Consider the following 19,507-nt stretch of genomic DNA (forward strand, 5'->3'; position numbering starts at 1 on the left):
GCCAGAAGCTGGCAGGAGTCAAAACGATCCGCCCAGAATCCGGACGCTGTGACCTGCTGTGACGGACGCAAACCAAGTAGTCAACCTGAGTACACGGCCGCAAAAGTACCTATATACCGGGCCTTCCGTGCCCTGCTAATTTCAAGAAAATTCCACGAAAACACGCGAAAGGAACGGACGACGGCGGGCCGCCGGCGTCGTCCTGTCCGGCAAGGAAACGGGGACGTCCAATGGGGGCAGGAGACGGGGCAGCGGAACAGTCCAGGCTTGCTGCCGAGCGCGTTGCACGGCTGAAGCGGCGGCTGGACCAGGCCGAACATTCCACCAAGGCATGGGACGCCGGTGCGGTGGGGGAGCGGATGGTGGCCGACAAGCTCAGCGATCTGGTTCCCCGCGGCTGGTACGTACTCCACGATGTCCATTGGCCGGGCAGGCCAAAGGCAAACCTGGACCATGTCCTGGTGGGCCCGGGCGGCGTGGTGGTGGTGGATTCGAAGAACTGGACCGGTGAGGTGCGGGTGGCTTCCGGGGTGCTGTGGCAGGGCCGTTACGCGCGGACCCAGGCCGTGGAGGGCGCCCTGGCCCAGTGCGCCGCTGTCGCCTCGGTGCTGGCTCCGCCGCACCGCAGGCTGGTGCGTCCGCTCATTTGCATGGCTGCGCAGCCGGACCTTTTCGGGGTGACGGCCTCGGACGTCGCCGTGGCCGGTTCCCAGCGGGTTGTCGGGGCCATCGAGGCGTTGCCTGCCGTCCTTGACCAGCAGGCAGTCGTGGGCCTCTATGAGGAGCTGGGCCGGCAGCTTACGCATGAGCAGGAGCCGGGCATCACGGCCCTGCGCAACGTGCGCCCGGGAACGGTGGTGCGCCCGGCGGGTGCGCTGCCCCCAGCCGGCCCCGCGGTGCCCCCGGCACGTAAAACCGGCTCCGGCGACGAGGCCGCCAGGGCCCGCAGTGCAGCGCGGCACCCCGCCGGCCGGGCCCTGCCGCCACGGGAAAAACCGGCAGGCCAGGGGACCAGCGGGACGGCTGGGGTGTCGGCAAAAAAGCGGTCAGCGCGACCGGCCGGCCCGGGGCGCCACGGCCGGAACGCCAAAGCGCAGCAGCACGGCAGTACCAGCGGAGGAAAGCTGGCGCTGCTGGCTGCATTCGTTATTTTCGCCGTCTATATCCTGCCCTACTTGGCCCGTTAGCTTCCCGGCCGCCGCCCCCGGGCTGCAGCAGGGTTCCGGCGGCCGTCCGGACAGCCGCGCCCAGCCGCGCGAGCCGGTCTGAATCCAGGGCCCACGCCTGCCAGTAGAGGGCCACATCCTGGTGGGTGTCCTCCTCCAGCCGGACCAGGACGCCGTCGGCCAGTTCGCCGGTGAGTTGAAGCTCCGGGATCATTCCCCAGCCCAGGCCGGCCGTGACGGCTGCCAGGAACCCCTGGGAAGAAGGCACGGTGTGCGTGGGGGGAAGTCCAGGCACGCTCTTTCCGGTGAGCAGTTGCTGCTGAAGCGTGTCCTTCGTGTTGAATTTCAGCACCGGCATTGCCGCCCAGTCCACCCTGCCGGAGGCGGAAAAGCGGCGGCGCAGCGCGGGGGCGGCCACCGGGATGTAGCGCATGGATCCCAGCAGTTCCACGCGGCACCCGCTGACCGGGACGGGGTCGGACGTCACCGCGCCCATCACCGCACCGTCGCGGAGCAGTTGGCTGCTGTAGCCCTGGTCCTCCACGTGGAGGTCCAGTGCAGAGTCCTCCCAGCCCGCGGCCTGGTGCAGGACCGGAATGAACCACGTGGCCAGCGAGTCGGCGTTCACGGCCACCGGCAGGTGGGCCCGTGCCGGCGACCCCGCCCCCAGCGCTGCTGACGTTTCCGCCTCGAGTACCTGCACCTGCCGGGCCATCCGCAGCATCAGCGCACCGGCGTCCGTGGCGGTACAGGGCACCCGGCGGCGTACCAGGACCTGGCCCACGGATGCTTCCAGCGCCTTGATCCGCTGGCTCACCGCGGACGGCGTGATCCGGAGCAGGTCTGCCGCGGCCTCAAAGGTTCCTTCGTCCATGACGGCGGCGAGGGCTTTCAAGTGCTCGAGGTTCATGAAGATATTCTAATGACAATCAAGAATCCGTTATTTGCCTTCACTGAGCGGGAATCTTACGGTCATTGGTATGTGGGCTGCAGGAATTACGGGAATGCTGACCGGGCTGGCGCTGATCGTGGCGATCGGCGCCCAGAATGCCTTTGTGCTGCGCCAAGGTATCCGCCGGGAGCACATTGGCCCAGTGGTGGCCGTCTGCATGGCTGGTGACGCCCTGCTGATCGTGGCCGGCACGGCGGGTATCGGGGCGCTGGTCACCCGGTTCCCCGGAGTGCTGGAAGTCCTGCGCTGGGCGGGAGCCGCCTACCTGCTGTGGTTCGCGGTGCGGTCCTTTATGGCTGCGGCCAGGCCTGCCGCGCTGGCGGAACAGGCGCCCAGGTCCAGGAGTTCGGTCATCGCAACCACGGCGGCCCTGACATTCCTCAACCCGCATGTCTACCTGGACACCGTGGTGCTGCTGGGCAGCCTTGCCAACCAGCAGGGTCCTGACCTGCGCTGGACTTTCGCCGGCGGCGCCGTGGCCGGAAGCGTCCTGTGGTTTTCAGTCCTCGGGTACGGGGCGCGGGCGCTCGCAGGAGTGCTGGCAAGCCCCCGCACCTGGCGGTGGATCGACGCTGCCATCGGCGTCCTGATGGTGGTCCTGGCCGTCCGTCTGATCCTGCACTGAAGTAGGCTGTAGCCAGATTCGCAGGGGAGGAATCATGACCAACCAGCCGTCCCAGGGGCCCGATTACCAGCGTCCCGAAAACCAGCCCAACGGTTCGCCATGGCCCGGGTACCGGCCACCGGCCCAGTACGGGCAAGGCCAGTACGGGCAGGCCCAGTACAACCAGCCGCAGTACGGGCAGGCCCAGTACAACCAGCCGCAGTACGGACAGGCACCATATAGCCAGGCCCAGTATGGCCAGCCCCAGTATTTCGGCCAGCCGTCCTACTACGGCGGAACTGTGGAACCGAAGACCCTGAGCATCGCCAGCATGGTCTGCGGCATCGCCTCGGTCATCATGGGCTGGCTGTTGCTTCCCCAGTTCGCCGCCATCATCACCGGCCACCTGGCACTGCGCCGCGAACCCTCGGGCAAGGGGATGTCCATTACCGGCCTGGTGCTGGGCTACCTCTGCCTGCTGGGGTACGGGGCGCTCTGGCTGCTGTTCATCATTGGCGTGGCCGTCGCCGGCACCGCCGGGTCAAACACCGGCACGTTCTAACCGGCAGGTGCCAGGCGCGCCGATCCGGCACGAAAGGCGCCCGCGGCACCTGATGCCCAGCCCGCCGTCGTGCTTACGGAAACAGCGACCCTTACCCCTTCACTGCCTCGGGGGCTGGCACCTCGAGCGGCCGGTCCGGATAGATGGACGCCGCCGGGGCGCGGTTGGTTGCCTTGGCCCAGGGGTAGTAGATGGCCAGGGTGGCAACGATCCCCACGAGCCAGGAGATGTCCGCGCCGCCCAGCAGCTTGGTGACCGGGCCGGTGTACAGCGACTGCGCCAGGAACGGGACCTGGATGACGACGCCGATTCCATAGGAGACCAGGGCGGCGGCGTTCCAGCGGCCGTAACGTCCGTCCGGGTTGTAGAGGGCCGGGATGTCCAGCCGGTCGCGGGAGATCTTGTAGTAGTCCACGAGGTTGATCACGGACCAGGGGGTGAACACCATGAGCAGCAGGAGCACGAAGTTCTTGAACAGGTTCAGGAAGTCCTTGCTGGCGAACAGCGCGATGAGGACGCTGGCGCCGATGACGGCCACGATGAACGCGATCCGGACGGCTTTGGAGACGGTGTCCCGGCGGTTGACGGCGGTGCTGATGGTGACGCCGCACATGAAGGCGCCGTAGGCGTTGAGGCAGTTCACGGTCAGCTTGCCCGTGACGATCATCAGGTAGATGAAGATGGCGATCAGGCCGCCGCCGGCAAGGTCTCCCATGTACCCCACCTGGTTCTTCAGGAAGTCCCCGCCGAGTTTGGCGGCGGACAGGCCGCCGGCCAGTGCACCCAGGGTCATGGCCCACTGCGCGCCGCCCACCGAGCCCGCGAAGGTGTACCAGAACGTCTTGCGCTCCGAGGTGTCGGCCGGGAGGTAGCGGGAGTAGTCGGCCACGTACGGGCCGAAGGTCAGCTGCCAGCCCGCACCAAGGGCAATGGCGGTCAGGAAGGTGGGCCATTCGAAGCCCTTGACCATCATCACCTGGGTGACATCGAACTTGGTGACGACGGCGACTGTCAGGTACAGGAACCCGGCCAGGCCCAGCACGGTGGCGATGCGGCCCAGCGCATGGATGTACTTGTAGCCCAGGACGGCCAGCAGGGCGGTGGCGGCACCGAAGATGAGGATCCCGACGGCGGGAGTGTCCACTCCCAGCATGAGGTTGATGGCCTGCCCCGAGAGGACGGTGCCCGTGGAGGCGAACCCCACGTACATCAGGATGACCAGCGCCAGCGGGATCACCGCTCCGTAGACGCCGAACTGGGCGCGGCTGGAGATCATTTGGGGCAGCCCCAGTTTGGGGCCCTGGGCAGAGTGGAGGGCCATGACGGCGCCGCCCAGCACGTTGCCCACCAGCAGGCCCACGATGGCCCAGAAGGCATCCGCCCCGAATACCACCGCGAGGGCGCCATCCACGATGGCGGTGATCTGCGCGTTGGCGCCGAACCACAGCGTGAACTGGCCCCGCGGGTGGCCGTGGCGCTCACCCGGCGGGATCATGTCGATCGAACGTGCCTCTACGGCGGTACTGCCTCCGGCCATGGCCAAACTCCTCAGTGATGAAAACGTAAGGTCCATCACATCGGTTTTCGCGCCGCGGAAACACCGCGATTCAGGCGCAGCTGTCCGGGGAGCCAGACAGCCCGGCGTGTCGCCGCGGGGTGCCCGGTGCGTGCGGCTGCTAGCGGAGCAGCTCCACGTCGGAGACGAGCTCGATGTGCGCCAGCATGGCGTCGGCCGCTGCCGCAGCGTCCTGCGCACGTACGGCATCCGCGATCTTCCGGTGCGACGCCAGCGACTGTTCCGGCCTGCCGGGCTGGCCCAGGGATTCCATCCTCGTTTCCAGGATCATCTCCGCGATGAAAGCCATCAGCTGTGCCAGCACCGACGAATGCGCTGCGCCGGTGATCGCCCGGTGGAACAGCTCGTCACCGTGGGTGCCGCGGTCGCCGTCACTGATTTCCTGTGCCATGACGTCCAGGGCCTTGTCGATCGCGGCGAGGTCCTGGTCTGTCCGGCGTTCCGCGGCAAGGGCGGCAAGCTTCACTTCCAGGGTGCTGCGGGCTTCCACGATTTCCGGCAGCCGGCTCTGGTGTTCACGCAGGCCCTTGACCACCGAGGCGACGCTGGGCCTCCGGGCCAGGACCGCTCCGGTGCCGTGTTGCACGTCAATGACGCCCAGGACCTCAAGGGCCACAAGTGCCTGGGCGAGAGTGGCGCGGGAGACGCCCAGCCGCTCGGCAAGGTCGCGCTCGGCCGGCAGCAGGTCGCCGGGCTTCAGCTGGGCGGACTCGATATAGGCAAGGATCTGTTCCACCAGCTGCTCGTACAGCCGTGGCCGCGTCACGCGTTCCAGGCCCAGCCGTGCTGTCTTCTCCACAAAGCCCTCCCTTGGGTCTACCGGTCCAGAATACTCCCTCGTTCTATTGACAGATAGACTCACTGTCTAAGAGGCTAGTCCAGTGAGCCAGTAACTCACGTCACATTCTTTCCCCCAACGGAGGACCAACGATGTCCGCTCCTGTCTTGTCGATCATCATCCTGGCGGCGATGTTCCTGCTCGCCACCGTTCTGCCCCTCAATATGGGTGCCCTCGCGTTCGTCGGTGCCTTCCTGCTCGGCTCCGTGGTGCTGGGCATGTCCACCAACGAGATTCTGGCCAACTTTCCCGGCGGCCTCTTCCTGACCATCGTGGGCGTCACGTATCTGTTCGCCATCGCCCAGAACAACGGCACCATCGACCTCCTGGTGCGCGGTGCCGTCAAGTTGGTGGGCAGCCGCGTCGCCCTGATCCCATGGGTCATGTTCGCGATCACCGCTGTCATCACGGCCGTGGGCGCGCTCTCTCCCGCCGCCGTCGCCATCATTGCCCCCATCGCCCTGAGCTTTGCGGGCAAGTACAAGATCAGCCCGCTCCTGATGGGCATGATGGTGATCCACGGCGCGCAGGCGGGCGGCTTCTCACCGATCGCGGTGTACGGGGTCACCGTCAACGGCATCCTGGCCAAGACCGACCTTGCCTTCAGCCCCACCGCGCTGTTCCTGTCCAGCTTCATCTTCAACCTGGTCATCGCCGTGGTGCTCTTCGTGGTCCTGGGCGGCAGGAACCTCCTGTCCTCCAAGGTGGGGCACTTCGTGGAGCAGGCGGCAGAAGCCCGCATGTCCGTCAGCGTCGGCGCTAAGGCAGCCGGCGGCGACGTCCCCTTCAAGGGCTTCGGTTCGGGCATGTACGGCCCCCGGGACCCTGCGGGTGACGGCATCGCCGCCACCAAGGAACGCAAGGACCGGATCCCGCAGCTGGTCACCATCGCCGGCCTGATCGTGCTGGCCGTCGTGGCCCTCGGCTTCAAGATGGACGTCGGCTTCGTGTCCATCACCATCGCCATCGTGCTGGCCCTCGTCTCACCCGCCGCGCAGAAGGGCGCCATCAACAAGATCAGCTGGTCCACCGTGCTGCTCATCTGCGGCATGCTGACCTTCGTCGGCGTACTCGAGGAAGCCGGCACCATCAAATTCGTCTCCAGCGGCGTGGCCGGCATGGGAATGCCGCTCCTCGCAGCCCTGATCATCTGCTTCATCGGCGCCGTGGTGTCCGCCTTCGCCTCCTCCACCGCCATCCTGGCGGCCCTTATCCCGCTCGCCGTCCCCTTCCTCTCCACCGGCGAAATCGGCGCCGTCGGCGTCATCTGCGCCCTGGCAGTGTCCGCCACGATCGTTGACGTCTCACCCTTCTCCACCAACGGCGCCCTGGTGCTGGCCAACGCGCCGGAGGGCGTGGACAAGGACAAGTTCTACAAGCGCATCCTCGGGTACAGCGGGGTGGTCATCGTGGCAGGCCCCATCCTGGCCTGGCTGACGCTGGTGGTTCCCGGCTGGCTCTAGCCGGCATCGCAACCGCCTCCGCCCTACTTACGAAAGGAAACCCAGCACATGAGCACCGCCGAAACTTCCCAAGGCCCCCTGGCCGGGCACATCGTCGTCGACCTCAGCCGGGCGCTGGCCGGACCGCACGCCGGCATGATGCTGGCAGACCTCGGTGCCCGCGTCATCAAGGTGGAGAACCCCAGTACGGGCGATGACACCCGGGGTTGGGGCCCGCCCTTCGTGGGGCCCGAAGACGACCTGCAGTCCACCTACTTCATGTCCTGCAACCGCAACAAGGAATCGATCAGCCTGGACCTGAAGAGCGAAGACGGCCAGGCGGTGCTCCGCGGGCTCCTGGAGCGGGCGGATGTGGTGATCGAAAACTTCCGGCCCGGGGTCATGGACCGGCTGGGCTTCTCCACCGCGGCGATGCACGCCATCAACCCGCGCCTGGTGATCCTGTCCATTACCGGCTTTGGCCACGACGGTCCCGAATCCCAGCGCAGCGGCTACGACCAGATTCTCCAGGGTGAGGCCGGGCTGATGTCCCTGACCGGATCCGGGCCGGATGATCCACAGCGCGTGGGCGTGCCCATTGCCGACCTGCTCTCCGGCATGAACGGGGCGTTCGGCGTCCTGGCGGCCCTCGTTGAGCGGAACCGGACCGGGCAGGGCAAGGTGGTGCGCACCTCGCTGCTGGCATCCCTGATCGGCGTCCACGCCTTCCAGGGCACCAGGACCACCGTTGCGGGTGAGGTTCCGCAGGCCCAGGGCAACCACCACCCCTCCATTGCCCCCTACGGCCTGTTCAACTGCAAGGACGGGAGCGTGCAGATCAGCGTCGGCAGCGAGAAGCTCTGGCAGTCCTTTGCCGCGGCTTTTGGCCTGGACCCGGCTGCCCCGGGCTTCGCCAGCAACGCCGAAAGGGTGCGGAACCGGGCGGAGGTGATTGCCGCCGTCGAACGCGCCTTCTCGGAGTACGGTGCGGTGGAGCTGCTGCAAAAGCTGAACGACGCCGGGATCCCCGCAGGCAAGGTGCGCTCGCTGGACGAGGTGTACGCCTGGGAGCAGGTGGCGTCCCAGGGGCTCGTGGTGGATGTACAGCATCCGCTGCTTGGAAAGGTGAGCCTGCCCGGGCCGCCGCTGCGGTTCTTCGCGCCTGGCGACGCCGCGGAAACCACCCTGACCGAACACGACGCGCCGCCGCTGCTCGATGAGGACGGGCAGTCGATCCGGGAGTGGCTCGGGCTCACGACGGCCGGCGCCGCTGCGGCTTCCGGGGCAAAGTAGCATGGCGACGGCGGAAAAGGTGCGGCACATGAACGCCACCGAGCTCCTGGAAACCGTGGTGGACCCGGGCTCCTTTGTCTCCTGGGACACCGAACCCCAACAACCCGCGCTGTCCGGGGAATACGCCGGCGATTTGGCCAGGGCGCGCGAACGCAGCGGCGCCGACGAGTCCGTCATCACCGGCGCCGGACTGATCCGCGGCCACAGGGTGGCGCTGATCGTCAGTGAATTCTCCTTCCTTGCCGGCTCGATCGGCCACGCGGCGGCGCAAAGGATCGTTGCCGCCGTCGAACGCGCCACTGCTGAAGGGCTCCCGCTCCTGGCCGGTCCCGCGTCCGGCGGGACCCGGATGCAGGAAGGGACGCTCGCGTTCCTGTCCATGGTGAAAATCACCGGCGCAGTCCGCGCACACCGGCAGGCCGGCTTTCCCTACCTTGTCTACCTGCGGCACCCCACCACCGGCGGCGTGATGGCATCCTGGGGGTCTTTGGGCCACATCAACGTCGCCGAGCCGGGCGCCCTCCTGGGCTTCCTGGGCCCGCGCGTCTACGAGGCCCTGTACGGCGAAGCGTTCCCGGAGAACGTGCAGGTGGCGGAGAACCTCTTCAGCAAGGGACTGATCGACGGCGTGGTGGAACCCGGCGACCTGGCCGACCTGGTGGGCCGCGCGCTGGACATCCTGGCGGCGAACGGGGGCGCCGGCGGCGGAACCATGCCGGCGACGGTGCCCGCCCCGCCCGAAACCCTGGACATCAGGCCGTCAACCGCTGATGCCTGGACCTCGATTGGGATTTCACGGCGGCAGCGGCGGCCGGACCTGCGCCAGCTGCTGAAGATCGGCGCCACGGACGCGTTGCCCCTCAACGGAACCGGGCAGGGGGAAAAGGACCCGGGACTGCTGCTGGCACTGGCCCGCTTTGGCACCCAGCCGTGCATCGTGCTGGGGCATGCGCGGCCGCTGCGGAAGGACGCCGCCGGCATGGGCCCGGGATCGCTGCGCGAGGCCCGACGCGGCATGAAACTGGCGGAGGAGCTGCGGCTGCCACTGCTCACCGTCATTGATACTGCCGGTGCAGCCCTCTCGCAGGAAGCGGAGGAGGGCGGACTTGCCGGGGAAATTGCGCGGTCGCTGTACGAACTGATCGGGCTCGAATCGCCGTCGGTCTCCGTGCTGCTCGGCCAGGGCGCCGGGGGAGGGGCGCTGGCGTTGCTGCCCGCTGACCGGACCATCGCCGCCCAGCACAGCTGGCTTTCGCCACTGCCTCCGGAAGGCGCCAGCGCCATTGTGCACCGCACCACCGCGTTCGCGCCCGCCATGGCCCAGGCGCAGGGTGTTGACGTCGCTGCCCTGTATGCCAGCGGCCTGGTGGACCACATCGTGGATGAGCGGGGTGATGCTTCACTGGAGCCGCGCGATTTCTGCACCCGGATGGCGCGGGCCATCGAGTACGAACTGGGTTCGGTGGCCAATGTTCCGGTACCTGACCTCGTCGCCGCCCGCGCCCGGAAGTTCGCGAACCTGGGCGCCTTCTGAGGTCGACGGCGGCTACCTGCGTTGCCGGACCCTGTCCCGGTGGGCGTTTGAACGTAGCTGCAGGATGCGCGCGCCGCCCGCCACGGCTACCAGCACGCCGCCGGTCACGGCGGCAATGAACAGCGCCATGCCCAGCGGGACGGACCCCTCAAAGCCCAGGAACTTCACCAGGACCAGCTCCTGGTTCTGCAGGATGAAGACGATCAGCAGGATCAGGAGCACCAGGGCGGCCACAACTGCGGCCCAGATGACGCCAGCGCGGGTGACTTTTCGTTCGGGGCCGGCCCCTGCCGTGGTGGCTGGACCCCTGGCGCCCGTCGTTTCCGGTACATCCGCCCGGTAAGAGGGTGCGTTGCCGTGCCCCACAGGACGTTCCGCCGGAGTTTCCGGGGGGAGGGGCTGTGCCGTGGCGTGTTCTGACTCCGGCTGCCTGTCAGGTGTAGGCGTGCTCTGTCCTGCGCTCATAGTGTCCTCTTCCCAGAATGCTAAGCATGCTTACGGTTCAACCATAGACGCCAGGGTCACCGCAGCACAACGGCCTGAACGACGAGGCGCCGCAGCGGCTGCATTTCGGCGGAGAGTTGCAGGGGGCCGTGGTGCTGGAGGGGTCCCAGCGCGGTGACCCCTCCAGTGACTCCCGTCCGGGGCATTACTGCCCCGGCGTCAGACCCTCTCCTTGCTCTTTTCAGCGGAGGGGGTGCGTGGCGCAGGCGTCCTGCGCCAGTTGGGGAAGGCCCAGAACGTGAATTCCTGTGCCCTAACCGGCTTCCCGGGATTTTCCGCAGGGGTTTCCGGTTCCGCTTCAGGCCGGCGCTTGGTTTCTTTCTTTGCGCCCCACCCGAAGTCCTTGCTCGATGCGTAGCACATCACAGACCTCCTCATTGGTGACTGCCCCTTAATCGTCCTCCTGCCTGGCGCCGGAGTCGAGGGTGCGGCAGCGGGGCACGCGGCAGCGGGTATCAGCGGGTTCGGGCTGTGGGGCAGGAGCGCCGGGGCATCGGGTCTTAGGCAGGGTGCCGGCGCAGAGTGGCGCCGGGGACTGTCAGGTGCCGTTGGCCACGACGTCCTGCGCCTCCTGCGGGCGGTGGAACTCGCAGGGCCCCTGATGGCGGATGGGCAGGAGGCAGGTCCGGCCCGTCGGCAGGTGGACCAGGGCGCAGCGGCCAGCCATGGCAAGGTCCTCCCTGACGTTGGAGTTGCTGAGGTCCGGCCGTTCCTCGTCTGGCGTCACGGTGGTTCCGGGGCTGGCGGCAGGGTATTCAGCGTTCATTGTGGGCAACTCCTCGTCAGGCGGAGGGCGGGTGGAGGGTGCTGAAACGTGCTTTTCCAGTCTGCGGCCGCGGGGGTTACGGGCGGGTTAACCCGGCGTTATGTTCAGGTCAACAACGTCACCCACGCCGGTGCCTCCCACGGGCTCCAGCTGGCCTGGAAGCCAAGATCGCCCGGTGCAACTGGCCCCTAATACCCCAGTTGCCGCGCCACCTGCAGGAGGAGGGCTTCTGATCCCATGGGGCCCACCAGCTGGATTCCCATGGGAAGTCCGCTCCCGGCGGCACCGCCGGTCCAGTGAACAGGGAGGGTGATGGCCGGCAGTCCGCACACATTCACCATCGAGGACCATGGCGCGTATTCGCACTGCTTCCGGTAGTCGCCGTCGGCATCCCCCGGCCACTGGGCCGACGGCCAGCGGTCACCGCCGTGGGCGGTGCCGGTGAACCAGCCCACCGGCCGCGGCGTCTGTGCCAGCGCCGGCATCAGCATCAGGTCCCACTGCCCGTACTGTGCCAGGGTGTCGTGCTGGAACTGCCGGAGGAATGCCAAGGCCTCTGCCAGCTTCGCCGGGCTGCGCTGCTGGGCGCGCCGGCGGAAGGTCCGGGTCAGGGGCGCCAGCAGCGCTTCCCGGGACGGGCTGATGCGGGCAGCGCCCACTCCGGCGGTCCACGCGGTGGTGAAGGCGTCCGGGTAGCGGTTGTCGTAGCGGATGCCGGCGTCAGCAAGGGTATGGCCGGCCTGTTCCAGGAGGGTTTCGCCGGCCTGGAGCGCGTCCAGGGCCTCCCGGTCCGGCGTGAACGGAAACGTGCTGGACCACGGGCTGTCCAGCGTGACGCCGATCCGCAGCCGGGGTGGCTCCTGCGTGATCGCCGAAAGGTATTGGTTCCCTGGTGCCAGGACGTCCATCATCAGTGCTGCGTCCTCCGCGCTCCTCGCGAGGGGGCCTGGCGCCACCAGCCGTGCAGGGTCGCCGGTACTTTCCCCGGCGGCCACCACCCCGCGGCCGGGCTTGAGCCCCACCAGGCCACAGGCGGCTGCGGGTATGCGGACTGATCCACCGCCGTCGGTTCCGGGGGCAAAAGGCAGCAGTCCTGCGGCCACAGCGGCTGCGCTGCCGCCGGAGGACCCTCCCGAACTCCTGCTGGGTGCATGGGGATTGCGCGACGGCGGTGCGATGCGGTTCTCGCTGTAGGCCGTCAGTCCGAATTCGGGCACCTGGGTCTTGCCCAGCGAAATGGCGCCGGCATCCTTGAACAGGGCCACGAGGGGAGCATCTGCGGGGGCTGGTTTGTGGTCCAGGGCGGCACTGCCGTGCGTGGTCACCACCCCCGCCACATCAGTGAGGTCCTTGAACGCAACCGGCATGCCATGCAGCAGGGGCAGGTCATCGGCCTCCGAGCGGGAGCGCAGGGCATCCGCCGCCCGGGCCTGCGCCATGGCCTGGTCCGCCGTCACTGTAATAAAGGCGCCCAGAAGGGGGTTTTGGCTACCGATCCGGTCCAGGAAGTGGGAAGTGGCGTCCGTGGAGGACACCGCTCCGCTGCGAAGGAGGTCCCGCAGGGCCAGCGCCGGGAGATCGTGAAGTTCAGTCACGATGGCACCCCCGGTGGCATCTCCCCGGCTGCGGCCCGGCGCTCCGGCCTGGACATGCCGGTGGCGCGGGAAGGGCTGTCAGCTGCTGGGACATGGAAACCTCCTGGGCCTTCACCAGCCTAACCTGCAGCCTTTTCCGCTGTGATCCGGGCGAAGCGGGGCGGAAGGGCTAGGCTTAAACCTGACTTTGATCCGCCAGATCCGCCAAGACAGGACTCCGATGAGCGATTTCGATACCGTCCCCGTCCATGACGTCCCCGCAGACGCCGTGATCCTGGACGTCCGGGAGGATTACGAGTGGGTTGCCGGCCACGCTGAAGGCGCTGTCCATATTCCCATGGACCAGATTCCGGCCCGCCTGGGCGAACTCGACCCGGACGAGGACGTCTACGTCATTTGCCGCACGGGCGGCCGCTCCTTCCGCGTTGCCCAATGGCTTACGGGCCAGGGGTATACAGCCATTAACGTGTCCGGCGGAATGGACCAGTGGCTCGAATCCGGCAAGCCCCTCGTCTCGGACAACGGTCTCAAGCCCCTGGTCCTTTAGTGGGCGGCACGTCCCGCACCTACGCCTTCCTGGGCCCCGAAGGCACCTTCACCGAGGCTGCCCTGCTGCAGGTGCCTGACGCCGCCCAGGCTGTCCGGGTGCCGGCGTCGAACGTCAACGCTGCCCTGGACAAGGTCCGCGACGGTTCGGCAGACGCCGCCATGGTCCCTATCGAAAACTCGGTGGAGGGCGGCGTCACCGCCACGCTGGACGCCATCGCCACCGGCCAGGAACTGCGGATCATCCGCGAAGTCCTGGTTCCCATCAGCTTTGTCCTGGTAGCCCGGCCCGGCGTGCGGTTGGAGGATGTGCGGCGGGTATCCACCCACGGTCATGCGTGGGCGCAGTGCAGGCTGTGGATGGACCGGAATATACCGGATGCGGAATACGTCCCCGGCTCCTCGACTGCCGCCTCGGCCCTGGGATTGCTGGATGGGAACTGTCACTACGACGCGGCGATCTGCGCACCGCTGGTGGCCAGGGAGCATCCAGGGCTGTCGGTCCTGGCGGAGAATATCGGGGACAACCCCGGTGCGGTGACGCGCTTCATCCTGGTCAGCCGGCCTGAGCCGCTGCCGGAGCGCACCGGCGCGGACAAAACCACCGTCGTGGTCCCGCTTCCGGAGGACCGGCCGGGCGCCCTGATGGAGATCCTGGACCAGTTCGCCAGCCGCGGCGTCAACCTCAGCAGGATTGAATCCCGCCCCACAGGCCAGTACCTGGGCCACTACTTTTTCAGCATCGACGCCGATGGCCACGTCGGCGAAGCGAGGGTCGCTGACGCGCTGGCGGGTCTGCACCGCATCAGTCCAAGCACCCGTTTCCTGGGCTCGTATGCCAGGGCTGACCGGCAGGCCACGCTGGTCCCCGCACATACCTCCGATGAAGCTTTCGCAGCGGCCCGGACGTGGGTGCAATCCATACTCGCCGCGGAATCCACCGCAGGTGAAAGCGGTTCCGGGGCTTCGCCCAAAGCGTAGGTAAATGCCTTCCGAAGTACTTCCGTGGGGTGTTGACAATGCGTATGCTTGCCTGATCCACACGGGGTATGGCCCCTGACGAAGGGAGCGGGTCATGACCAGCAGCACTGACAACGACGGCCAGGGGATGATCGTCAATCCCAAGCCCACGGGAGATAACCAGGACTGGGACGGGGACGACGCCGACCGTGCTGACCGCCTGCGCTTCGAAGAGGAGCAGGCGATGATCCGCGAGCAGTCCGAAGCCCATGCTGCTGCCAAACAAGCCCATGCGGACGCGAAAGCTGCTGCTGAGGCAGAGAAGAAGTCCGGGGCCTGACGGCGCCAACTACTGATTCAGGGCCGCATCGCGGCACCGCTTCAGCCGTCCGCTACCGTGCGGCGTGTGCGCTTCCATGCACGGGACCGCTGTCCTGTACCTGTCCTTTGACCCTGACCAGGAGTGACCGGGGCTCCACCCGGACCGTGAGCTGCGTGGCTTCCCCCGCCGTGTCGCCGTCGAGCTGTGTGGGCATGGGTTCGGGGCACTTGATGACCACCTTGACTGACCGGTAGACGGTCATGATGGGCAGCTTTCCGCTGTGCTTGAACATGATCTTCACGTACATCAGCAGCCAGCCCAGGGCGCTGCGGGGGCTCATGACCACGACGTCGAGCATGCCGTCGTCGATCATGGCCTGCGGGATGAAATCAATGCCGCCGGGGACCAGCCCACAGTTGGCGAAAAGCACGCTCCGGATGTTCCGGACCTGCTCCGGGTTGTCATCCAGGGCGATGGAGACCTTCTTGCGCCGGCCCGGAAGGTGGCGCACGCCGGCCTCGGTGTAGGCGAGCCAGCCCACGGCCTTCTTCAGCCCCGCGTTTGTGTCGGCCAGGACTTCGGCGTCCATGCCGATACCGGCGATCACCAGGAAGACGTGCTCCGAGTAATGGCCTGTGCGGGAGTTCTCGATGGCCATCCGGGCGGTGTCGATGTACCGTTGGCGGCCGAAAAGGGCTGTCTGGACGTTGCTGTGGAGGTCGTTCACATCCAGGTCCACGTTCCGGGCCAGCAGGTTTCCCGTGCCCAGCGGAATCAGGCCCATGGCAACACCGGTGTGCGCGAGGGCCTCAGCCACCACGCGGACGGTGCCGTCGCCACCGCCCACCAGGACGACGTCGGGCTTTCCCGCCAACGCAGCCTGCATCTGCGAAAAGCCCGGGTCCTCCGCCGTCGTCTCGAAAAAGACCGGTTCCTCCCAGCCGGCGGCCAGGCAGGCCCTGTGGATCATCCCCCTGGCTTCGTCGGCCCGCGCCTTGATGGGATTCAGGACCACGGCCACGCGCTGTCGCGCCAGCCCTGAGTCGTAGGCTTCGCCGGCCACGGCGCTGCGCACATGCAGGGCTTTGAGGCGGCGCACCCCCCACCAGCTGGACGTGGCGAAGGCAAGCGCCACCGCAATCAGCAGGTAGAGAATCCAGTCGCTCATGGTGCTTCAACAGTAGCCCGGCGCACGGCGGGGGACCGCACGGGGCCGCGCGCCCGCCGTCGTGCACTGAATTGGATACCCTTGTCTGGTGATCGACGTAAAAGACCTCAGCGAAAACCCGGACAAGTTCCGTGCCAGCCAGCGCGCCCGCGGCGCGGACGAATCAGTGGTGGACGCGATCATCTCCGCGAATTCCGCCCGCCGCGAGGCCCTGCTCCGCTTCGAGAACCTCCGCGCGGAGCAGAACGCCTTCGGCAAGAAGGTAGCGAAGGCCAAGGGCGAGGAGAAGCAGGCCCTGCTGGCCGAGGTCAAGGAGCTGGCCAATTCGGTCAAGGCCGCGTCCGCAGAGGCCGATGCCGCCCAGACCAAGCAGGAAGAACTGCTGCGCACCATCCCCAACCTGGTGGAGGACGGCGTTCCCGAGGGCGGCGAGGACGACTACGTGGTGGTCAAGACCGTTGGCACCCCGCGCGAATTCCCCGACTTCGAGCCCAAAGACCACCTGGAGATCGGTGAGCTGATCGGCGCCATCGACATGGAACGCGGCGCCAAGGTCTCCGGCGCGCGCTTCTACTTCCTGCGCGGCGTGGGTGCCCGGTTGGAGATGGCACTGCTGCAGATGGCCATGGACCAGGCCATCCAAGCCGGCTTCATCCCCATGATCACCCCCACCCTGGTGCGCCCCGAGACGATGCAGGGCACCGGCTTCGATGTGAAGCACGACGCCGAGATCTACCGTCTCGCCGAAGACGACCTTTACCTGGTTGGCACCTCAGAGGTGGCCCTGGCCGGGTACCACGCCGACGAGATCCTGGACTTCTCCGCCGGTCCCATCCGCTACGCGGGCCAGAGCTCCTGCTACCGCCGCGAAGCCGGATCCCACGGCAAGGACACCCGCGGCATCATTCGCGTGCACCAGTTCAACAAGGTTGAGATGTTCATCTACACCACGGTTGAAGAAGCTGCCGCAGAGCACCAGCGCCTCCTGGCCTGGGAAGAGGAAATGCTGGCCAAGTGCGAGCTGCCGTACCGGGTCATCGACACCGCGGCCGGCGACCTCGGCACCTCCGCGGCACGCAAGTACGACTGCGAAGCCTGGGTCCCCACGCAGAACGCCTACCGCGAGCTGACGTCCACCTCCAACTGCACCACGTTCCAGGCCCGCCGCCTGAACATCCGTGAACGGGTGGTCAACGCGGAAGGCGTCTCCAAGGGCACCCGCGCCGTGGCCACGCTGAACGGCACCCTGGCCACCACCCGGTGGATCGTGGCGCTGCTTGAGCACCACCAGAACGCGGACGGCTCCGTCAACGTCCCCAAGGCGCTGCAGAAGTACCTGGGCGGCCTCGAGGTCCTCCCGGTCCTCTAGGCTTCCACTCATAAGCTTGTTCGCGGATCCGACCCTACGTGGTTCTGATCCGCGGACGAGCTTAGGTCCGCCTCGTGGTTGTCCACATGCAGGCGCCGGCCCCGTATCCCTGCTTCCACTGTCGCGCATCATGATGGCATGGATGTACCGCCGGGACTGATTGATACTGCCGCCATTCTCCGCACAGGCGCCGGCACTGATGCCGTGCACCGTGCCTTCAAAGCGGGGCAACTGGTGCGGATTCGCCGGGGTTTCTACGTTCCCACCGAAGACTGGCTTCGTGCACTGCCCTCCCGGCGCTTCGAATGGACGACGACGGCAGTTGCCAGGTCAGTCAAAGGTGCAGTTCTGTGCGGGCTTACGGCAGCGGTGGCCAGTGGGTTGCCAACACTTGGAACGCCACCCTGCGTGGAACTTGCCACAACGCTTCCCGGCCGCAGCGGCGTCAGAAATTCGCCGCTGCTGGTACTGGGTGGGGACGCTTCCGCCGGGAACGTCCGCCGCACGCGTTCCTATCCGCTTCGGTACCGCCTTATGACCGGGTTCAATGCCGTGCCCTTTGGCGAGTTCCTCTGTTCAGGGCTCACCAAGACCACCGTGGACGTACTGGCCTCAGCGGAGCTTAGCCAGGCCCTGGTGCTCGCGGACGGGGCCGCCCGCAGGCTACTGCCAGATGGCGTGCTGGAGGAGGGTGTCAGCCTCCTGTCCGTGCCGGAAATTGCCGCTGGCATAGCGGCCCTTCCTTCCGCTGCTGCCCGCTGCCGCGCGGAGCGTGCGGCCGGCCTTGCCAGCCCGCAGCCGGAGTCGGTTGGTGAGTCCTACAGCCGTGCCGTCTTTGAATTCCTCGGCTTTGAGCAACCGGTCCTTCAGCAGGTCTTCAGGGATGGCGCCGGCTTCATCGGCAGGAGTGACTTCTGGTGGCCCCGGCAAAGCGTGGTGGGTGAATTCGACGGCAAAGGGAAGTACGTGGAGTTTGCCCGGCGGAACGGGATCAGCGCAGAGGAGGCTGTTTACCGGGAGAAGCTCCGCGAAGACCGGATCCGTGCCCTCGGCCATGGTTTCGTCCGGTGGGGGTGGGCAGACCTGACGGACCCAAACAAGCTGCGTTACAAGCTCCTCGCCGCAGGCCTCCGCCCGCGCCCGTAGCCTGCCGCCGCCTGAATCAGAGCCTTGTTCGCCGATCGGAACGCTGAAGGCGCGGATGCGCGAACAAGGTCGGGATTCGAGGAATCAAGTGCCCTCCTAACGGACAGGACCGCTCAGGGCCGGGGTGAAGGCACGCGCCGGCAAGCGCATCCATGTGGAAACCCGCCGTGTTAACCAACAGTTCAATAAACCTGTGGTCCGCGTCCTAGCGCGTGTCAGTTAGGTCTGCTTCACTATGTGGATGACAACGCTGACTGAAACCTCAGTCGCCGGCAACGATGACCGGCGAGACAACAATCGAGACTACAACCAGAACAACATCAGCCTCGCCGCGGTGGACCGGAAATTCATGGTCGCCCTGGACGTGGACGGCACCCTGGTCAACCACGACGGGCATATGTCCCCTGGCGTACGGGAAGCCGCGCAGGCCGTCGTGGCCGCCGGGCACGAGGTGATGATCGCCACCGGCCGCTCCCTGAACGCCACGCTTCCCATCATCGAGAAGATCGGCATCGAGCGCGGGTACGCCGTCTGCTGCAACGGCGGCGTGACCCTCCGGCTCCACCCGGAACTGGACAACGGCTACGAGGTCATCCACAAAGCCACGTTTGATCCCGCCCCGGCGCTGCGTGCCCTCCGCGAACGGCTTCCGTCCGCCAAGTATGCGCTTGAGGACGCTGACGGCAACTTCCTCTCCACCGAACGGTTCCAGGATGCCAGCTTCGGGGTGGAGGCGGTAGGCGTCGACTTCCACACCATGCTGGAGGCAACAGCCGTCCGCGTGGTGGTGTTCAGCACCGAAAACACGCCCGAGGAGTTCAACGAGGCCATCAACCACGTGGGCCTCGCGGGGGTGACCTACTCGGTGGGCTGGACTGCGTGGCTGGACATCGCCGCAGCGGGTGTGACCAAGGCCAGCGCCCTGGAAAACCTGCGGGTCCGCCTTGGCTTCGAAGAACACCTGACGGTTGCGGTGGGGGACGGCCGGAACGACATCGAAATGCTCACCTGGGCCGGCCGCGGCGTCGCCATGGGGCAGGCCCCGGCGGAAGTGGTCGCCGCAGCGGACGAAGTCACTCACTCAGTGCACGACGACGGCGCCGCCCACGTGCTGCGCAGCCTCCTCTAAGGCGCTGAGGGCACCGTCCGCTGCCGCGATTCCGG

The 19,507-nt window shown here is 67.1% G+C and carries 19 protein-coding genes; 12 read left to right on the forward strand and 7 right to left on the reverse strand.

Annotated elements, in window-relative coordinates; genetic code table 11:
• Nucleotides 1-230: 230 nt before the first annotated feature.
• Complete coding sequence (locus LDO22_RS14825) at nucleotides 231-1,187, forward strand: nuclease-related domain-containing protein (RefSeq protein ID WP_224024180.1); 957 nt, start codon at nucleotides 231-233, stop codon at nucleotides 1,185-1,187.
• Here LDO22_RS14825 and LDO22_RS14830 read toward each other — a convergent pair.
• Nucleotides 1,147-2,076 (reverse strand): LysR family transcriptional regulator ArgP, encoded by a 930-nt coding sequence (locus LDO22_RS14830; RefSeq protein WP_224024182.1) that lies wholly within the window; start codon nucleotides 2,074-2,076, stop codon nucleotides 1,147-1,149. The two genes, LDO22_RS14825 and LDO22_RS14830, sit on opposite strands and share 41 nt — an antisense overlap.
• 94 nt (nucleotides 2,077-2,170) lie before the next feature.
• Here LDO22_RS14830 and LDO22_RS14835 point away from each other — a divergent pair, with 94 nt between their 5' ends.
• Nucleotides 2,171-2,743, forward strand: a complete 573-nt coding sequence (locus LDO22_RS14835; protein ID WP_224027255.1) for a LysE/ArgO family amino acid transporter — start codon at nucleotides 2,171-2,173, stop codon at nucleotides 2,741-2,743.
• 34 nt (nucleotides 2,744-2,777) lie between these two features.
• Entirely contained in the window at nucleotides 2,778-3,284 is a 507-nt protein-coding gene (locus tag LDO22_RS14840) for a DUF4190 domain-containing protein (protein ID WP_224024184.1), read from the forward strand.
• Between the two features lie 91 nt (nucleotides 3,285-3,375).
• Here the strand turns inward: LDO22_RS14840 and LDO22_RS14845 are convergent, their stop codons facing one another.
• Nucleotides 3,376-4,821: a cytosine permease gene (locus LDO22_RS14845; protein WP_224024186.1), complete on the reverse strand. Its 1,446-nt coding sequence runs from the start codon at nucleotides 4,819-4,821 to the stop codon at nucleotides 3,376-3,378.
• A 139-nt stretch (nucleotides 4,822-4,960) separates the two neighbouring features.
• Complete coding sequence (locus tag LDO22_RS14850) at nucleotides 4,961-5,659, reverse strand: FCD domain-containing protein (protein WP_224024188.1); 699 nt, start codon at nucleotides 5,657-5,659, stop codon at nucleotides 4,961-4,963.
• 131 nt (nucleotides 5,660-5,790) lie between these two features.
• On the opposite strand from LDO22_RS14850, the gene LDO22_RS14855 reads away from it, so the two are divergent.
• From LDO22_RS14855 to LDO22_RS14865, 3 genes are read left to right on the forward strand one after another with little or no spacing between them, the layout of a single operon-like run.
• Nucleotides 5,791-7,161, forward strand: coding sequence for an SLC13 family permease (locus LDO22_RS14855; RefSeq protein WP_224024190.1), 1,371 nt, complete (start codon nucleotides 5,791-5,793; stop codon nucleotides 7,159-7,161).
• 48 nt (nucleotides 7,162-7,209) lie between these two features.
• On the forward strand, nucleotides 7,210-8,433 hold the full coding sequence (locus LDO22_RS14860) for a CoA transferase (RefSeq protein WP_224024192.1): 1,224 nt from the start codon (nucleotides 7,210-7,212) through the stop codon (nucleotides 8,431-8,433).
• Nucleotide 8,434: 1 nt separating this feature from the next.
• Complete coding sequence (locus LDO22_RS14865; RefSeq protein WP_224024193.1) at nucleotides 8,435-9,967, forward strand: carboxyl transferase domain-containing protein; 1,533 nt, start codon at nucleotides 8,435-8,437, stop codon at nucleotides 9,965-9,967.
• A 12-nt stretch (nucleotides 9,968-9,979) separates the two neighbouring features.
• Here the strand turns inward: LDO22_RS14865 and LDO22_RS14870 are convergent, their stop codons facing one another.
• From LDO22_RS14870 to LDO22_RS14880, 3 genes are all read right to left on the reverse strand, one after another.
• Nucleotides 9,980-10,333 (reverse strand): LapA family protein, encoded by a 354-nt coding sequence (locus LDO22_RS14870; protein WP_308209022.1) that lies wholly within the window; start codon nucleotides 10,331-10,333, stop codon nucleotides 9,980-9,982.
• Between the two features lie 676 nt (nucleotides 10,334-11,009).
• Nucleotides 11,010-11,237 (reverse strand): hypothetical protein, encoded by a 228-nt coding sequence (locus LDO22_RS14875; protein WP_159634465.1) that lies wholly within the window; start codon nucleotides 11,235-11,237, stop codon nucleotides 11,010-11,012.
• Nucleotides 11,238-11,425: 188 nt separating this feature from the next.
• Complete coding sequence (locus tag LDO22_RS14880; protein ID WP_224024195.1) at nucleotides 11,426-12,832, reverse strand: amidase; 1,407 nt, start codon at nucleotides 12,830-12,832, stop codon at nucleotides 11,426-11,428.
• 220 nt (nucleotides 12,833-13,052) lie between these two features.
• Here LDO22_RS14880 and LDO22_RS14885 point away from each other — a divergent pair, with 220 nt between their 5' ends.
• From LDO22_RS14885 to LDO22_RS14895, 3 genes are all read left to right on the forward strand, one after another.
• Nucleotides 13,053-13,379 carry a rhodanese-like domain-containing protein gene (locus LDO22_RS14885; RefSeq protein ID WP_224024197.1) on the forward strand — a complete coding sequence of 109 codons (327 nt, stop codon included), beginning with the start codon at nucleotides 13,053-13,055 and terminating at the stop codon, nucleotides 13,377-13,379.
• Complete coding sequence (gene pheA / locus LDO22_RS14890) at nucleotides 13,379-14,359, forward strand: prephenate dehydratase (protein ID WP_224024199.1); 981 nt, start codon at nucleotides 13,379-13,381, stop codon at nucleotides 14,357-14,359. The genes LDO22_RS14885 and pheA overlap by 1 nt, the downstream gene beginning before the upstream one ends.
• Before the next feature lie 94 nt (nucleotides 14,360-14,453).
• Complete coding sequence (locus tag LDO22_RS14895; protein WP_159634453.1) at nucleotides 14,454-14,678, forward strand: hypothetical protein; 225 nt, start codon at nucleotides 14,454-14,456, stop codon at nucleotides 14,676-14,678.
• Between the two features lie 52 nt (nucleotides 14,679-14,730).
• On the opposite strand, the gene LDO22_RS14900 is transcribed toward LDO22_RS14895, so the two are convergent.
• A complete protein-coding gene (locus tag LDO22_RS14900; RefSeq protein ID WP_224024201.1) occupies nucleotides 14,731-15,828 on the reverse strand; it encodes a diacylglycerol kinase family protein in 1,098 nt (365 codons plus the stop codon).
• 88 nt (nucleotides 15,829-15,916) lie between these two features.
• On the opposite strand from LDO22_RS14900, the gene serS reads away from it, so the two are divergent.
• From serS to LDO22_RS14915, 3 genes are all read left to right on the forward strand, one after another.
• On the forward strand, nucleotides 15,917-17,197 hold the full coding sequence (serS, locus tag LDO22_RS14905; protein WP_224024203.1) for a serine--tRNA ligase: 1,281 nt from the start codon (nucleotides 15,917-15,919) through the stop codon (nucleotides 17,195-17,197).
• A 408-nt stretch (nucleotides 17,198-17,605) separates the two neighbouring features.
• The gene (locus LDO22_RS14910; RefSeq protein WP_224024205.1) at nucleotides 17,606-18,343 is read left to right on the forward strand and encodes a hypothetical protein; all 738 of its coding nucleotides are present in this window, start codon (nucleotides 17,606-17,608) and stop codon (nucleotides 18,341-18,343) included.
• Nucleotides 18,344-18,584: 241 nt separating this feature from the next.
• Nucleotides 18,585-19,472: an HAD family hydrolase gene (locus tag LDO22_RS14915; protein ID WP_224024207.1), complete on the forward strand. Its 888-nt coding sequence runs from the start codon at nucleotides 18,585-18,587 to the stop codon at nucleotides 19,470-19,472.
• Nucleotides 19,473-19,507 lie beyond the last annotated feature (35 nt).

The sequence above is a fragment of the Arthrobacter sp. NicSoilC5 genome (assembly GCF_019977395.1).
Taxonomy (GTDB): Bacteria; Actinomycetota; Actinomycetes; order Actinomycetales; family Micrococcaceae; genus Arthrobacter.

Coding starts and splice junctions, on each gene's coding strand:
- LDO22_RS14825 (WP_224024180.1), top strand. CDS start 231: ATGGGGGCAGGAGACGGGGCAGCGGAACAGTCCAGGCTTGCTGCCGAG.
- LDO22_RS14830 (WP_224024182.1), bottom strand. CDS start 2,076: ATGAACCTCGAGCACTTGAAAGCCCTCGCCGCCGTCATGGACGAAGGA.
- LDO22_RS14835 (WP_224027255.1), top strand. CDS start 2,171: ATGCTGACCGGGCTGGCGCTGATCGTGGCGATCGGCGCCCAGAATGCC.
- LDO22_RS14840 (WP_224024184.1), top strand. CDS start 2,778: ATGACCAACCAGCCGTCCCAGGGGCCCGATTACCAGCGTCCCGAAAAC.
- LDO22_RS14845 (WP_224024186.1), bottom strand. CDS start 4,821: ATGGCCGGAGGCAGTACCGCCGTAGAGGCACGTTCGATCGACATGATC.
- LDO22_RS14855 (WP_224024190.1), top strand. CDS start 5,791: ATGTCCGCTCCTGTCTTGTCGATCATCATCCTGGCGGCGATGTTCCTG.
- LDO22_RS14860 (WP_224024192.1), top strand. CDS start 7,210: ATGAGCACCGCCGAAACTTCCCAAGGCCCCCTGGCCGGGCACATCGTC.
- LDO22_RS14865 (WP_224024193.1), top strand. CDS start 8,435: ATGGCGACGGCGGAAAAGGTGCGGCACATGAACGCCACCGAGCTCCTG.
- LDO22_RS14875 (WP_159634465.1), bottom strand. CDS start 11,237: ATGAACGCTGAATACCCTGCCGCCAGCCCCGGAACCACCGTGACGCCA.
- LDO22_RS14885 (WP_224024197.1), top strand. CDS start 13,053: ATGAGCGATTTCGATACCGTCCCCGTCCATGACGTCCCCGCAGACGCC.
- LDO22_RS14895 (WP_159634453.1), top strand. CDS start 14,454: ATGACCAGCAGCACTGACAACGACGGCCAGGGGATGATCGTCAATCCC.
- LDO22_RS14900 (WP_224024201.1), bottom strand. CDS start 15,828: ATGAGCGACTGGATTCTCTACCTGCTGATTGCGGTGGCGCTTGCCTTC.
- LDO22_RS14915 (WP_224024207.1), top strand. CDS start 18,585: ATGACAACGCTGACTGAAACCTCAGTCGCCGGCAACGATGACCGGCGA.